This window comes from Nocardioides panacisoli (assembly GCF_039537325.1).
Classification (GTDB): domain Bacteria; phylum Actinomycetota; class Actinomycetes; order Propionibacteriales; family Nocardioidaceae; genus Nocardioides; species Nocardioides panacisoli.
On record NZ_BAABAH010000016.1, the window covers coordinates 14,362 to 29,274 of the forward strand.

General features: G+C 73.1%; 13 protein-coding genes. 2 read left to right on the plus strand and 11 right to left on the minus strand.

Translation table 11 applies throughout. The features are described from left to right. Window positions 1-3 precede the first annotated feature (3 nt). From ABD709_RS17850 to ABD709_RS17900, 11 genes are all read right to left on the minus strand, one after another. A complete protein-coding gene (locus ABD709_RS17850) occupies window positions 4-2,952 on the minus strand; it encodes an ATP-binding protein (RefSeq protein WP_344777934.1) in 2,949 nt (982 codons plus the stop codon). A gap of 17 nt (window positions 2,953-2,969) precedes the next feature. Continuing rightward, window positions 2,970-5,453: a phenylalanine--tRNA ligase subunit beta gene (pheT, locus tag ABD709_RS17855; RefSeq protein ID WP_344777936.1), complete on the minus strand. Its 2,484-nt coding sequence runs from the start codon at window positions 5,451-5,453 to the stop codon at window positions 2,970-2,972. Continuing rightward, window positions 5,454-6,593, minus strand: a complete 1,140-nt coding sequence (gene pheS, locus ABD709_RS17860; protein ID WP_344777938.1) for a phenylalanine--tRNA ligase subunit alpha — start codon at window positions 6,591-6,593, stop codon at window positions 5,454-5,456. Window positions 6,594-6,664: 71 nt separating this feature from the next. Further along, entirely contained in the window at window positions 6,665-7,681 is a 1,017-nt protein-coding gene (locus ABD709_RS17865; protein WP_344777940.1) for a sensor histidine kinase, read from the minus strand. Window positions 7,682-7,697: 16 nt separating this feature from the next. After that, window positions 7,698-9,203 (minus strand): MFS transporter, encoded by a 1,506-nt coding sequence (locus ABD709_RS17870; protein ID WP_344777942.1) that lies wholly within the window; start codon window positions 9,201-9,203, stop codon window positions 7,698-7,700. A 34-nt stretch (window positions 9,204-9,237) separates the two neighbouring features. Then, window positions 9,238-10,065 carry a TrmH family RNA methyltransferase gene (locus ABD709_RS17875; protein ID WP_425575168.1) on the minus strand — a complete coding sequence of 276 codons (828 nt, stop codon included), beginning with the start codon at window positions 10,063-10,065 and terminating at the stop codon, window positions 9,238-9,240. 7 nt (window positions 10,066-10,072) lie between these two features. Continuing rightward, a complete protein-coding gene (gene rplT, locus ABD709_RS17880; RefSeq protein WP_344777946.1) occupies window positions 10,073-10,462 on the minus strand; it encodes a 50S ribosomal protein L20 in 390 nt (129 codons plus the stop codon). 45 nt (window positions 10,463-10,507) lie between these two features. Beyond that, window positions 10,508-10,702 carry a 50S ribosomal protein L35 gene (gene rpmI / locus ABD709_RS17885; protein WP_179667998.1) on the minus strand — a complete coding sequence of 65 codons (195 nt, stop codon included), beginning with the start codon at window positions 10,700-10,702 and terminating at the stop codon, window positions 10,508-10,510. Window positions 10,703-10,726: 24 nt separating this feature from the next. After that, window positions 10,727-11,401, minus strand: coding sequence for a translation initiation factor IF-3 (infC, locus tag ABD709_RS17890; protein WP_344778104.1), 675 nt, complete (start codon window positions 11,399-11,401; stop codon window positions 10,727-10,729). 275 nt (window positions 11,402-11,676) lie between these two features. Next, on the minus strand, window positions 11,677-12,525 hold the full coding sequence (locus tag ABD709_RS17895) for an SHOCT domain-containing protein (protein WP_344777951.1): 849 nt from the start codon (window positions 12,523-12,525) through the stop codon (window positions 11,677-11,679). Between the two features lie 19 nt (window positions 12,526-12,544). Next, a complete protein-coding gene (locus tag ABD709_RS17900) occupies window positions 12,545-13,075 on the minus strand; it encodes an SseB family protein (RefSeq protein ID WP_344777953.1) in 531 nt (176 codons plus the stop codon). A gap of 60 nt (window positions 13,076-13,135) precedes the next feature. Here ABD709_RS17900 and ABD709_RS17905 point away from each other — a divergent pair, with 60 nt between their 5' ends. Continuing rightward, window positions 13,136-14,350: an amino acid deaminase/aldolase gene (locus tag ABD709_RS17905; protein ID WP_344777955.1), complete on the plus strand. Its 1,215-nt coding sequence runs from the start codon at window positions 13,136-13,138 to the stop codon at window positions 14,348-14,350. Continuing rightward, window positions 14,334-14,897, plus strand: coding sequence for a nucleoside/nucleotide kinase family protein (locus tag ABD709_RS17910; RefSeq protein WP_344777957.1), 564 nt, complete (start codon window positions 14,334-14,336; stop codon window positions 14,895-14,897). Before ABD709_RS17905 ends, ABD709_RS17910 begins: the two co-directional genes overlap by 17 nt. The last annotated feature ends 16 nt before the right edge of the window (window positions 14,898-14,913 follow it).

A 14,913-nucleotide genomic window follows, 5' to 3' on the forward strand; every position in this document is an offset into this window, starting at 1 on the left:
GACTCAGCCGAACAGGCGCTGCACCACGGCGCGGGCCTCGTCCAGCAGGGCGGGCCCGCGCCGGTCGCCGTACTCCTGCTCGACCGCGGCGACCGCGCCGGGTGCGATCCGCTCGGCGTCCTCGACCACGCTGCGCCAGCGCATCTCGGGCTGCGAGCGGGGGTAGGCGAAGCGGTCGGCGAGCACGAGCAGCCGGATGGCGTCCTCGGGCGCGAGCTCCTCGCGCAGCAACGCCCACAGCCCGCAGGCGAACAGCAGCACTCCGTTGACCGGGAAGTCCAGCAGCGGGTCGTTCGCCTCGAGCGACCGGGCCGCCTTCGCGGTCAGCCCGAGGTAGAGGTCGCGACCCTCGTCGCCGGTCGCGTGCCGGGCGTAGGTCGCCAAGGCGACGCCCTCGGACACGACCGCCCACGGCATCAGGTCGCTGTCGCCGCCACGGCTCGGGAACCGCAGCTCCCGCATCGCCGCCACCGCCTCGCGATGCGCGGCCAGGCCGGCGTCCACGCGACCCTGGGCAAGTCGGAGCTGTCCCCGCAGCTCGAGCGCGGCGCCACGCGACCCGAACGGACCGGTGGCGCCCATGGCCTCGATCTCCGCCGAGATCCGCGCGGCCTCCTCCACCCGGCCCGCGTCCAGCTCCGCCATCGCGAGCACCGCCCGCACCTGCAGGACGTCGTCGAGCGCGCCGAGCTGCTCCAGGCCCGGAAGCGCCTCGGCGGCGTGCCGTCCGGCGGCGGCGAGGTCGCCGATCTGGGCGTAGAGACCGCACAGCTGGGAGTGCAGGTTCGCCCTGAGCCACGGCCCGTCGTCGGGATCGAGCAGGGGGAGCGCCTGGCGGGCGGCGTCGATCGCGCCGCGGGGATCGGCGAAGTTCTCGCGCTCGTGGCTGAGGAAGGTGTACGCCGTGGCGCGGACCTTGGGGTTGGGATCGACCACAAGGCGCCCGAGCACGGCGCGGACCTCGTCGCCGCTCGCGTCCCCCATGGTCATCATGATCGTGAGCAGCGCACTGAGCTGCGGCGAGCCCGTGTCGGTGCCGAGCCGCTGGGCGGCTTCGCGCAGCTCCTGGTCGCCGCTCGACATGAACGTCGCCCCGAACAGGCACATCGCGAGGGTGATCCGGGCGACCTCGACCAGCTCGTCGGGGGGTTCCCAGTCCACCACCGCCCTGCCGACGGCGGCTGCGAGGGCGATGGAGCGCTGGTGGTCGCCGACGATCGACCAGTAACCGCCGAGCGCCGCGAAGATGGAGGCGACCGTCGCCGGATCGGAGTCGGCGAGCGCCTGGCGGAGGGCATCGGTCAGGTTGCCGTCCTCGGCACGCAGCTCCGCCACGGTGCGTACCTGCTGGGAGCCGAACAGGAGCGGCACGCGCTCGGCGCAGAACGCGACCGCCCAGTCCCGCTGCGCCTTCGCCACCTCGGCTTCCTCTCCCGCGTCGAGCAGCTGCAGGCGCCCGAACTCGCGGACCGTCTCCAGCATCCGGTAGCGCACCGTGTGCGTGGCGTCGACGACGTTGAGCAGCGACTGGTCGACCAGGTCCGCGACCGCGTCGAGGGCGTCCATGCCGACGACGGCCTCGGCACCCTCGGCGTCGAAGCCGTCGTGGAACACCGAGAGCCGGCGCAGGGCCCGTCGCTCCCGCTCGGCCAGCAGGTTCCACGACCAGTCGATGACGGCGAGCAGGGTCTGGTGGCGATCGGGCGCACTCCGATCACCGCCGCGCAGCAGCCCGAAGCGGTCCTCCAGCCGCCGGCCGATGTCCTGCACCGACATCACCCGGACCTTCACGGCGGCCAGCTCGATCGCGAGCGGCAGGCCGTCGAGCCTGTCGACGACGTGCTGGACCGTCTCGGGCGGCAGGGACACCCCGGGCCGGGCGGCCCGGGCACGCTGCCGGAACAGCTCGGCGGCGTCGGCCGGCTGGAGCTGACCGAGCGGGAAGACCATCTCCGCCGCGATCGCCAGCGGGGCCCTGGTGGTCGTCAGCACCCGCAGTCGGGGTGCCGAGGCGACGAGGAAGGCGACCAGGTCGGCGACGGCCTCGACGAGGTGCTCGCAGTTGTCGAGGACGAGCAGCGTCGGCGCCACGTCGAGCTGGTGGGCGATCCGCGAGCGCACGTCGCGGAGCTGGGCCTGCGTCAGCACGCGGCGGTCCGCGACCGAGTCGCGCACGCCGAGGACCGAGCCGACCTCGGAGACGAGGTCGTCGGGGTCGGTGACGCCGACCAGCTCGACGACGTGGACGACGGGCTGCTCGGCACCGGCGGCGACCAGGTTCGCGAGCCGTGTCTTGCCGAGCCCTCCGGGCCCCAGGATCGAGACCACGCGGTGCTCGCGGAGCAGGTTGCGAAGCTCGATCAGGTCGCGGTCTCGCCCGACCAGGCTCGACGCGTAGTGGTGCACACCGGTGCGCACCGGCCGATCGGCCGCCAGCAGCTCGGCGTGCAGGTCCCGCAGCTCCGGCGACGGGTCCGTCCCGAGCCGTTCGGCCAGGTCGGAGCGATAGGCCTCGAACCGCTCCAGCGCCGCGGGCACGCCGTGCACCGCGGCCACGCTGCGCAGCAGCGCCGCAGTGACGGCGTCGTCGGCCGGCGCCCGCTCCAGGAGCGGCAGGGCGTCGGCGTACTGCTCCTCGGCGGCCAGCCGCAGCCCCTCGGGCCGCAGGGACCACACGTCGACGTCGTCGGCGCCGAGCGCGAGACGGTAGCCGCGGGCGGTCCGCTCGATCGCGGCCGGGCTGGTGGCCGACCGCGCCCGCGAGACGACGACCTGCAGGGCCTTCGCCGGGTTGGCCGGCGTGTCGTCGGCCCACACCTCGTCCACGAGGGCGGTCTCGCTCAGGCCGCGGTCGCCGGCGCGGACCAGCGCGCGCAGCAGCGCGTGGGTGCGCTCACCCGGGACGGACGCGCCGTCCCAGGTGACGTCGTCGAGCACGCGCAAGCGGGTCACGTGCTCATCCTCACCGGTCAGGCCCGCTGGACGGCGCCGGTGAGCTCCGTGGCGCGGGCGACGGCCGCGTCGCGGGCCGCGCCGGCCTCGGCCTCGGTCAGGGTCCGGTCGGGCGCGCGGAACCGCAGCGCGAAGGCCAGGGACTTCTTCCCCTCGCCGATCTGGGCCCCGGCGTAGACGTCGAACAGCCGCACCGACTCGAGCAGGTCACCGGCTCCCTCGCGGAGAGCCGCCTCGACGGCGCCCGCGGGCACGTCGGCGTCGACGACGAGAGCGACGTCCTCCTTCGCCAGCGGGAACGACGAGAACACCGGGCCGGGCACGACGTCCACGGCCCGCGCCATCACGGCGTCGAGGTCGATCTCGACCGCCGCGCTGCGCGGGGGCAGCCCGAACGCGTCGCAGACCTCGGGATGCAGCTCGCCGGCGTGCCCGATGGCCTCGCCGTCGACGACGATCGCTGCGCAGCGGCCGGGGTGCCACGGCATCCGGGCGGCTCGCTGCGGCTCGACGGGTACGCCGAGCTCGGCGCCGAGCCGCCGGACGAGCCCGATCGCGTCGGACCAGCCCGCGGCGCGGCCCTCGCCCCACCACCCGGAGCGCTCGCGCTCGCCGGCGAGGACGACGGCGAGGTGCAGCGGCTGGCGGGGCAGCGCCTCGAGCAGCTTCTCGATCTCGGCGTCGTCGGGCCGGCGGTCGACGCCGTAGATCGGCGCGGGCCCGCGGTCGACGGGGAACGCGACGGTGCCGGTCTCGAAGAGCGCGACGCCCGGGGCCCCGCGACCCAGGTTGCGCCCCGCCGCCTTGAGAACGCCGGGCAGCAGCGTCGTCGTGTAGCCGGGCTCCTCGTTGGAGAGCGGGTTGGCGAGCGGGACGGTGTGCCGCAGGGCGTCGTCCTCGGGCAGCCCGAGGGCGTCGAACGTCGCGGCGCCGACGAACGGGAAGCTGATGACCTCGACGCAGCCCGCGCCGGCGAGCGTGCGGCCGATCCGGCGGCGCAGCCGCTGGGCGCGGGTGAGCCCGCGGCCGGCGGCGTCGCGCGGCACCACCGACGGGACCTGGTCGTAGCCCACCACCCGCGCGACCTCCTCGACGAGGTCGAAGGGGTCGGTGACGTCGAGCCGCCACGGCGGCGGCGTCGCGGTGACCCGGTCGCCGTCGACGCTGACCCGGCAGCCGACGGCCTCGAGGTGGGCGACGGCGGTCTCGGCGGGGATGTCGATGCCGGTGACGCGGGCGGGCAGGTCCGCGGCGATCTCGATCGCCGGCTGCGCCGGTGGGGTCCCGACGACCGTGACGCCGGGCTGCGCCGTCCCGCCGCCGTGGGCGACGAGCAGCTCGACCACCCGGTCGGCGGCGGCCTCGCAGATCGTCGGGTCGACGCCGCGCTCGTTGCGCTTGCCGGCCTCGGAGCTGATCTTGTGCCGCTTGCCGGTGCGGAACATCGACACCGGGTCCCAGTGCGCTGCCTCGACCACGACGTCGACGGTCGTGTCGGAGAGCTCGGTCGTCTCGCCTCCCATCACGCCGCCGAGGCCGATGATGCCGCTGTCGTCGGTCACGACGAGGTCTTCCGGGGACAGGGTGCGCTCGGCACCGTCCAGGGTGGTCATCCGCTCGCCCTCGCCGGCCCGCCGGACCCGGATCGTCCCCCTCAGCTTGGCCCGGTCGTAGCCGTGGATCGGACGGCCGGTCTCGAGCATGACGTAGTTGGTGACGTCGACGGCCAGCGAGATCGGGCGCATGCCGGCCTGGGTGATCCGCTTGGCCATCCAGTCGGGCGTCGGCGCCGTCGGGTCGATGCCGGTCACGGTGCGCGCGACGAAGACAGGGCAGCCGGTGGGGTCGTCGACGACCACCGGGTAGCCCTGGTCGTCCGCGGCGGGGACGTCGCGCAGGCAGGGGTCGTGGTACGGCGACCCGAACGCCAGCGCCGCGTCGCGGGCGATGCCCCGCAGCGACAGGCCGTAGGCCCGGTCGGGGTTGATCTCGAACTCGATGACCTCGTCGCGCAGTCCGAGCACGTCGAAGGCGTCGGCTCCGGGCGCGCCGGCGTCCGGCGGGAGCACGATGATGCCGTCGTGGTCCTCGCCGAGGGCGAGCTCCCGGGCGGAGCAGATCATGCCGGCCGACACGTGGCCGTAGGTCTTGCGCGCGGAGATCTCGAAGCCGCCGGGCAGGACGCCGCCGGGCAGCACGACCACGACCAGGTCGCCGGGCCGGAAGTTGTGCGCGCCGCAGACGATGCCCTGGGGCTCCCCTGTGCCGTTCGCGTCCCCGACGTCGACCGTGCACCAGTTGATGGTCTTGCCGTTCTTCTGCGGCTCCGGCTCCATCGTGAGCACGCGGCCGACGACGAGCGGTCCCTGGATGCCGGCGGCCGCGCTGTGGATGCCCTCGAGCTTCAGCCCGAGGTCGGTGAGCCGGTCGGTCAGCTGCTCCGTCGAGACCTCGGCGGGCAGGTCGACGTACTCCTTGATCCAGGAGACGGGGGCCTTCATCTAGAGCTCGCTTCCGAATGCCGAGGTGAACCGCACGTCGCCCTCGAACAGGGCGCGCAGGTCGGAGATGCCGTGCCGGAACATCAGCGTCCGGTCGATGCCCATGCCGAACGCGAAGCCGGTGTAGCGCTCCGGGTCGATGCCGCAGGCCACGAGGACCCGCGGATTGACGACGCCGCAACCGCCCCACTCGATCCAGCCCTCGCCGCGGCAGGTCCGGCAGGCCTGCCCGTCGGTGGTCCCGGTGCCCTTGCACACGAAGCAGAGCAGGTCGACCTCGGCGCTGGGCTCGGTGAAGGGGAAGTACGACGGCCGGAACCGCGTGGTCACGCCCTCGCCGAACATCTGGGCCGCGAAGTGGTCGAGGGTGCCCTTGAGGTGCGCCATCGAGATGCCCTCGTCGACGGCCAGGCCCTCGACCTGGTGGAACATCGGAGAGTGCGTGGCGTCGTACTCGTCGGTCCGGAACACCCGGCCGGGCGCGACGATGTAGATCGGCGGCTGCTGGGTCAGCATCGTGCGGGCCTGGACGGGCGAGGTCTGGGTGCGCAGCACCACCCCGGTGCCGGCGCCGTGGACGTCGTCGATGTCGGCATCCCCGCCGGGCGAGGTCCAGAACGTGTCCTGCATGGTCCGGGCCGGGTGGTCCGGTCCCATGTTGAGCGCGTCGAAGTTCAGCCACTCGGCCTCGATCAGCGGACCCTCGGCGACCTCCCAGCCCATCGCGACGAAGATGTCGGCGATCAGCTCGGCGGCCGTCGTGATCGGGTGTCGGGCGCCGACGGGCAGCCGGTCGGTCGGCAGCGTGACGTCGACGGTCTCCTCGACCAGGATCCGCGCCTCGTGCTCGGCCTGCAGCACCTCCTGCCGCTCCGCGAGCGCGCGGCTCACCTCGCCGCGCGCCTTGCCGACCCGCTGGCCGGCCTCCTTGCGCGCCTGGGGTGGCAGCGCGCCGATCTCGCGGTTGGCGAGCGCCAGCGGCGAGCGGTCGCCGGCGTGGTCGGCCCGGACCTGCTTGAGCTGCTCGAGGTCGGCTGCGGACCTGATCGCGGCGAGCGCCGCGTCCCGGGCCGCGTCGACCGCCTCCGGCTGCAGCGCGGCGACCTCGACCGGGTCGTAGTCGGAGTTGGGGCCGGACATCGGTACCTCTCGCCAGGTGTCAGTGCCCGGCAAGTCTAGGAAGTACGCCGACCGCGCGGCGACCGGGTTGTTCAGACGACCGGCCAGGTGGCGGTCACGACCGCCCCACCGCCCGGGCGGTCCTCGATGGTCACGGTGCCGCCGTGGGCCCGGACCAGCCCGTTGACGATGTAGAGGCCGAGGCCCGACCCGCCACCGGCGCTGGCGGACCAGAACTTGGTGAACGCCCGCCGGCGCAGGGCCGGCGGGATGCCCTCGCCCTCGTCGGAGACGACGAGCTCGGCGTACCCGGGCTCCCCCGCCGGGCCGATCCGGACGACGACCTCGCCGTCACCGTGCAGGATCGCGTTCTCCACGAGGTTGGTGACGACCTGGGTCACCTTGTCCGGATCGGCGTGGATCGGCGGCGGGCCGTCGTCCTCGACCCGGATCGGGCGCGAGGTCGACTGGGCGACCGACTCCACCACCCGCTCGGTGATCCGGTCCAGGTCGCAGCCGCGGCGGTGCAGCTGGAGCCGCCCGGTGTCGATCCGGGCGACGTCGAGCAGCTCGACGATCAGCCGGCTCAGCCGGTCGGCGTCGGCCACGACGGTGCCGAGCATCAGCCGCTTCTGGTCGTCGTTGAGCTTGTCCCACTTGTCCAGCAGGGCGTGCACGAACCCCTTGACGCCGGTGAGCGGGGACCGCAGCTCGTGGGCGACGGTGGCCACCAGGTCGGAGCGCTCCCGGTCGAGCCGCTCGCGACCGCGGCCCGAGCGCATGCTGATGACGACGCGGTCCACCGGGCCCAGCCGCTCCCGGCGGTGCAGGCGCGCCGCGACGAGGACCTCGGTGCCGTCCGGCAGCAGCCACGCCTGCTCGGGCACCGCGGTGCGGGTGGCCAGCCCGCCGTACGGCGCGTTGCCCGCCACCCAGCCGTTGCCGTCCTGGTCGGTCAGCGCCAGCACGTCGCCGAGCGGCTTGCCCACGACGTCGTCAGCGCGTACGCCGAGCATCCGCCCCGCCGGTGCCGAGAGGAGCACCACACGACCCTGCCCGTCGGCCACCACCACTCCGTCGGGCAGGAGGTCGATCACGTCCCCGGACATGTCCGGACACTAGCGCCTAGACGGCCTCCGCCTCGGCCGCGGCGATCTCCACCATCGGGTTGCGCGGGACCGCGAGCACGTGCTCCATCAGGGACAGCACGAGCACGCCGCCGGCGGCGAGCGACACGGCGCCGATCCAGTAGGTGATCTGGGTGCCGCCGGCGAGGTCGCCCAGCGGCCGGCCGTCGGGCAGCAGCACCGGGCGGCCACCGACCAGGATGGGGTGGTCGGCGGCGTAGCGCACCGCGATGCTGGCCAGCGTCGCCAGCCCGAGCGCGCCACCGATCTGCTGGACGGCCTGCTGGATCCCGCCGGCCAGCGACGAGTCCTCCCCGGTGACCTCGTGCAGCGCGGCGTTGCCCAGCCCGGGGAAGCTGAGTCCGGAGCCGAGGCCGAGCAGGACCATCCCCGGGAAGATGTTGGTCCAGTAGTCGGTGCCGGAGCCGATCGTCGACGCCAGGGCCATTCCGACGGCGGAGGTGAAGAACCCGCTCGCCAGCAGGCGCTTCACGCCGAGCCTCGGCATCAGTGCCGTCCCGATGCCGATGCCCGCACCGATCGTCAGCCCGATCGGGAGGTAGGAGAGGCCGCACTTGATCGAGCCCCACCCCATGTTCTGCTGCTCCACCAGCGTCAGCAGGAAGAAGTAGGAGAAGAACGCGCTCGCGAAGAACAGCGTGACGAAGTTCGTCACGACGCGGGTGCGGTTCCTGAAGAAGTTCAGGGGGATCAACGGGTCGCTCGAGCGGGCCTCGATGACCAGCATCAGCGCGACGAGGGCGATCCCGCCGACGAAGGGGACGAGGACGCCGGCCGAGCCCCACGAGTGGTCGGCCGCGTGCAGCAGGCCGTAGACGACCGCGAGCAGACCTGCGGTGCCGGTGATGGCGCCGAGGACGTCCGGGCGGTGCGGATGGGGTGACTTGCTCTCGGACACCAGCCGCGGGACCAGCAGGAGCGCCAGGAGGGCCACGGGGACGTTGATGAAGAAGATCCACCGCCAGTCGACGTGGGTGATGAAGCCCGAGATGACCGTGCCGGACGTGCCGCCGAGGCCGGCGAGCCCACCGAAGATGCCGAGCGCCTTGATCCGCTCCGCCGGGTCGGTGAACATCACCGCGATGATGCCGAGCGAGGCGGGCGCGGCCATGGCCTCGCCCATGCCCTGGATGAAGCGCGAGACGTCGATCATCAGGCCGCTCTGCGCGAAGCCACAGGCGGCCGACGCCACCCCGAACAGCGCCGTCCCGGTGAGGAACGTCGCCCGGCGACCCACGAGGTCGGCGAGGCGCCCGCCGAGGAGGAGCAGGCCGCCGGCAGCCAGCACGTAGGCCTCGACGACCCACGCCAGGCTGCTCTCGGACATGTCGAGGTCGGTCTTGATGCTGGGCAGCGCGACGTTCACGACGGTGACGTCGAGGATCAGCATGAATTGGATCAGCCCGAGGACGGTGAGCGCCTTCCAGCGGCGCGGGTCTGCGACGTGCTCCTCGGCGGCACCGAGGGCGGGATCCGTGGTCATGTCGGCAGCCTCGCACCGGCCACCGACAGTGCGGTCAGGATCGGCGGTTCTTTGCACTCGCGTAGAGGCAGACCGCTGCCGCCGTCGCGAGGTTGAGGCTCTCGGCCCGTCCCAGGACGGGGATCCTGACCCGGTGGTCGGCCAGCTCCGCAAGCTCGGGCGGGAGCCCCCACGCCTCGTTGCCGAAGAGCCAGACGACGTTCCCACCGACGAGGTCGTCGGCCTCGAACAGGTCGACCTCTCCCCCGCCGTCGGCGGCGAGCACGGTGAGGCCGGCGTCCTTCGCGGCGCGTACGGCGACCGAGGCGTCCCGCTCCACGGCGAGCGGCACGTGGAACAGGCTGCCCACGCTCGCCCGCACGGTCTTGGGGTTGTAGGCGTCGACGGAGTCGCCGGCCAGGACCACGCCGTCGGCGCCTGCCGCGTCGGCGCAACGGAGGACCGTGCCCGCGTTGCCGGGGTCCCGGACGTCGGCGCAGATGGCGAACAGCCGGTCCGAATGCACGGCTCGAGGTGCTCCGACCCGGGGTTCGACCTGCCAGAAACCACGGTTCAACGCGACGTCGAGGAACCGGACGACGCCGACCAGGCCGGCGGGGGTGACGCTGTCCGACAGCGAGGCAAGGGCGCGGTCGTCGACGAGGGTGACCGGGGCGTCGGCCAGCAGGTCGGCGTACTCCGCCGCGGCGGCGGGGGTCGCGAAGACCTCCACCACCCGGGACGGGCGCTCCAGCGCCCCTTCGACGGCCTTGGGGCCGTCGGCAAGGAAGAGCCGCCGCTCGGATCGCACCGAGCGGCGGCTCAACTTCCTGGCCTCCTTGACCCGGCTGTTGCCGGCGGTCAGGGGCTGGGGGTTGCTCAAACGAGCCTCAGGCCGAGGCCTCGGCCGGGGCGTTGACGTCCTCGGGCAGCGCGTTGCGGGCCTGCTCGACGAGCGCCTTGAACGCGGCCGGCTCGTTGACGGCGAGGTCGGCGAGGATCTTGCGGTCGACCTCGACGCCGGCCAGGTTCAGGCCCTGGATGAACCGGTTGTAGGTCATCCCCTCGGCGCGGGCGGCCGCGTTGATCCGCTGGATCCACAGACGGCGGAAGTTGCCCTTGTTCTTCTTGCGGTCGTTGTAGCTGTAGACCAGCGAGTGGGTGACCTGCTCCTTGGCCTTGCGGTAGAGCCGCGAGCGCTGCCCGCGGTAGCCGCTGGCCCGCTCCAGGGTGGTCCGGCGCTTCTTCGCCGCGTTCACTGCGCGCTTGACGCGTGCCATCTTCTTACTCCTTGAAAGTCAGGTGCCGAATGTGGTGCGTCCGCGTCAGCGGCCGAGCAGCTTCTTCGCGCGGGGGACGTCGTTCTTCGCGACCTCGGTGGTGCCGGTCATCCGGCGCGTCACCTTGGACGGCTTCTTCTCCAGGTTGTGGCGCTTCCCGGCCTTCTCCCGGAGGATCTTGCCGCTGCCAGTGACGCGGAAGCGCTTGCTGGCGCCCGAGTGGGTCTTGTTCTTCGGCATCTTGATTCTCTCTATCTCGTCAGGTCACAGGTCGATGTCGGGGTCGAGCGCCTCGTTGGCCCGCTTCGGCTTCTTCTGGCCGGAGGGCTGGACGGCGGTGCGCTCGGCGTGCTCGGCCGCCTGCTCGGCGGCGCGTTCGGCAGCCGCCTCCTGCTTCGCGGCCTTCACCTCGGCCTTGGCCTCGGCCTTCTTCTTGTGCGGGCCCAGCACCATGATCATGTTGCGGCCGTCCTGCTTGGGCGACGACTCGACGAAGCCGAGCTCCTCGACGTCCTCGGCCAGCTTCTGCAGCAGCCGGAAGCCCAGCTCGGGGCGGTGCTGCTCGCGACCGCGGAACATGATCGTGATCTTGACCTTGTCACCAGCCTTGAGGAACCGCACGACGTGACCCTTCTTGGTGTCGTAGTCGTGCTGGTCGATCTTGGGCCGGAGCTTCATCTCCTTGATGATGACGTTGGTCTGGTTCCGTCGCGTCTCACGGGCCTTCTGGGCGTTCTCGTACTTGAACTTCCCGTAGTCCATGAGCTTGCAGACGGGCGGCTTCCCCATCGGGGCGATCTCCACGAGGTCCAGGTCGGCCTCCTGGGCCAGCTTCAGTGCCTGGTCAGTGGGGACGATGCCGACGGTCTCGCCGTTGGGTCCGACGAGCCGGACCTCGGGAACCCGGATCCGCTCGTTGATGCGCAGCTCGGTGCTGATGTGTCCTCCAAACTCGTTCGGTCAGGAGCCGGTCTGCGAAAAACAAGAACGGCTCCCGCTTTCTCAAGCGGAAGCCAGTCGGGGAGCCGTCGTGTCGCACGCTCGCACGCACGGACGGCTCTTCATCGACCGGACCCGACGACCTGTCATGCTGGGCGGCCGGTGCGGGTGGGAGACGATCCTGCTGATCTCCGCTTGTGGATCTGCGGCCGTGCCCGGAGGCGTGGCCACAGATCGGTCAACAAGGAATGCTACGGCAAGATTCCGGGTGGGCGCTAATCCCCGGCGGCCAACAGCTTCTGCTTCGCCTCCTCGAACTCCTGGTCGCTGAGCTGCCCGCGCTGGTGCAGCTGGGCCAGCAGCTCGAGGTTCTCGGCGAGCTTGCGCCCGGAGGCCGACCCGGTCGCCGACGGCTCCGCATCGGTCGGCAGGTGGGTGTCCAGGTGCCAGCTCGTGAAGCGCGTGCCCCGGCCGACGTCGGAGAAGTCGGACGGCGGGTAGCCCGACGACTCCTCGGGACGGCCCGCCACGGGGTTCTTCGCCACTGCGATCCGCCGGGGTCGGCCAGGGTCGACGACCACGGCGAAGCTGTCCCCGGGGTCGGGCACGCTGCCGAGCTCGAAGAGGTCCTTGTACTTCGTGTCGTACGGCGCCGACCCGTCGTCCCGCACGACGCGGACCTTGAGCGTCCGACGCACGTAGATGTTGTTCACGACCACGTTCATCCACGGGTGCACGACCTCGAGCACCTCGGCGCGCCCGTGCACGCCGTTGCGCTGGAGGGCCTCGGCCGAAGCGACCTTGCCGTAGACGTAGAGGGCGTGCGCGGTGATCTCGACGGCGATCACCACCGGGAGCCACCAGCCCCATGCCCACCCCCAGTCGACGCCGAAGGCGCCCAGGGAGGCGGTGATCCAGATCAGGAAGTCGGCGTTGAGGTCCCCGAGCCGCGCCACGACCATGAACACGGCGAACTGCGCGATCCAGCCGACGATCCACGCACCGACCGCCCAGCCGGGGGTCGTGGACTCCAGGTCGTCGGCGAGGAAGCCGACGACGAGCCCGGGAGCGACGGCGAGAACGACCCAGGCGGCGAGAAGCAGCCTCAGGCGGAGCAGGTTCACCTGCTCATGATGATCGCCTTTACCCGGCGCCACCATCCGCCGGATCCGCGCCGAGCCACCCCCAGCCGCCGTCGCCGAGCCGCACCGGCCGCCACCCGGCCGCCAGGCGCCGCAGGTCGTCGCCCTCCACGACGAACCTGGTGGGACCGGCGACGTCCAGCAGGAGCGCGTCGGCTCCCTCCTGGACCGCGGTCGCAGCCGCCAGCCGCGCGGCCACCGGGACCGGCCGGGCCTCGGGGTCCCACGCGGTGAGCGTCCCGGTGCTCGTGAAGCCCATGAGCGCCGTACGGCCGTCGGCGCCCGTCATCAGCACCGCCGCCATGTCGCTGGACTTGTCCCGGGCCAGGCCGTCGGGGCCGTGCTCGACCTCGCCGAGGACCGCGACCACGGGGACCAGCACGCGGGCGTCCGCGAGGGCCGCCAGGACCTCGGGGTAGGACGCCGCGGGGGCGCCGTCGTGGCCCAGGCTGCGGGCGAGGGCCGGATCGGCGGTGCCGTCGTCGTCGACGTACGCCGACCCCTGGAGGCGCTTCGCGTCGGGACGACTCACCCCGTCATGGTGGCACCGCTCGTCCCACCTCACGGAATCGACGCGTGACACGATGTGACGGTGCTCGACGACCCGCGCGACCGGCTCGCCGCCCGGCTCACGACCGCGGTCCGCGGCGGCACGCCGCTCCCGACGCCCACCTTCGTCGTCGACCTCGACGCCTTCGACGCCAACGCCGACGACCTCCTGGGGCGGGCCGGCGGCACCCCGGTCCGGGTCGCCTCGAAGTCCCTGCGCGTGCCGGCGCTGGTCCGCCGCGCGCTGGGTCGCGAGGGGTTCGCCGGGGTGCTCGCCTACACGCTGGCGGAGGCGCTCTTCCTCGAGGAGCAGGAGGTGGCCGACGACATCCTGGTGGGCTACCCGAGCGTCGACCCGGTGGCGCTCGCCGCGCTCGTCCGGTCGCCCCGCGCGGCGTCGCGGATCACGCTGATGGTCGACGACGTCGCCCACCTCGACGCCGTCGACGCGATCCGCGCGTCCACCGCGGTGCCGGTGCAGGTCGCGATCGACGTCGACGCGGGCCTGCGGTGGGCCGGCCAGCAGATCGGGCCGCGCCGCTCGCCCCTCTACGACGTCGGCAGCGTCGTGGCGCTCGCCCGCGTGATCGGCGACCGGCCGGGGTTCCAGCTCGTCGGCGTGATGACCTACGAGGGCCAGGTCGCCGGCGTGCCCGACGACGTACCCCACCAGCGGGCCCGCTCGGCGGCCGTCCGCCGGATCAAGGCGATGTCGGTGCGCCAGCTGGCCTACCGACGGCAGGCCATCGCCGAGGCGCTGGCGGCGGTGCCCGGCGTGGCGCTGCGGTTCTGGAACGCCGGCGGCACCGGCTCGCTGGAGTCGTCAGCAGCCGATCCGGCGGTGACGGAGCTGACGGCCGGGTCGGGGCTGCTCGGGCCGGCGCTGTTCGACCACTACCAGGGCTTCCTGCCCCGGCCGGCCGCGTTCTTCGGGCTCCCGGTCACCCGCCGGCCGGCGGCGGGCGTCGCCACCGTGCAGGGTGGTGGCCTGGTCGCGTCCGGACCTGCCGGGAAGGACCGGCTGCCGGTGCCGTGGGCGCCGGCGGGCCTGGAGCTGCTCGGCCTGGAGGGCGCCGGCGAGGTGCAGACCCCGGTCACCGGGCCCGGTGCCGCGGCCCTGCGGGTCGGCGACCTCGTCTGGTTCCGCCACGCGAAGTCCGGCGAGCCGTTCGAGCACGCCAACCAGGTCCACCTGGTCGTCGGGGACACCGTCGTGGAGTCGGTGCGGACCTACCGCGGTCATGGCCACGCCTTCTGAGCTGCCGAGGGACCCGGAGCAGGCGGCGGTCGCTGTCGTCGCCCACGCCGAGTCCCGGCCACCGACCCTGGGCACGGGTCGGCTGGTCTGCGTCGACGGCCTCGCCGGCGCCGGGAAGACGACGCTCGCCGCCGCGATCGGCCGGGTCTGCCCGGGCACGGTCGTGCTCGCGACCGACGAGATGCTCGAGGGCTGGGGCGGGCTGCCCGGGCTCGGCGCGAGCATCGAGGCGCTGCTCCGGCCGCTCGCGGCCGGGCGCCCGGGGCGCTGGCGCCGCTGGGACTGGTACGCCGACCGCTGGGCCGAATGGCGCGAGGTCTCCCCCGCTCCGCTGCTGGTGCTCGAGGGCGTCGGCTCCGGCGCGTCGTCGTACGCCGACCTGGTGACGACCGTCGTCTGGGTCGAGGCGCCGGCGGCCGACCGTCGGGACCGCTGGCTCGACCGTGAGGGCGACGCACGCCACTTCGCGTCGTGGGCCGCCGACGAGGCCGCCCTGCACGAGCGCGAGCGTGCCCGCGACCGCGCCGACCTCGTCCTGCGGACCTAGGCGGCAGGCCTGCAGG

Bases quoted from the DNA above. Each gene is read 5' to 3' on its own strand.
- rpmI (WP_179667998.1), bottom strand. From the start codon at position 10,702: ATGCCGAAGAACAAGACCCACTCGGGCGCCAGCAAGCGCTTCCGCGTC.
- ABD709_RS17910 (WP_344777957.1), top strand. From the start codon at position 14,334: ATGGCCACGCCTTCTGAGCTGCCGAGGGACCCGGAGCAGGCGGCGGTC.
- pheT (WP_344777936.1), bottom strand. From the start codon at position 5,453: ATGAAGGCCCCCGTCTCCTGGATCAAGGAGTACGTCGACCTGCCCGCC.
- ABD709_RS17870 (WP_344777942.1), bottom strand. From the start codon at position 9,203: ATGACCACGGATCCCGCCCTCGGTGCCGCCGAGGAGCACGTCGCAGAC.
- ABD709_RS17865 (WP_344777940.1), bottom strand. From the start codon at position 7,681: ATGTCCGGGGACGTGATCGACCTCCTGCCCGACGGAGTGGTGGTGGCC.
- pheS (WP_344777938.1), bottom strand. From the start codon at position 6,593: ATGTCCGGCCCCAACTCCGACTACGACCCGGTCGAGGTCGCCGCGCTG.
- rplT (WP_344777946.1), bottom strand. From the start codon at position 10,462: ATGGCACGCGTCAAGCGCGCAGTGAACGCGGCGAAGAAGCGCCGGACC.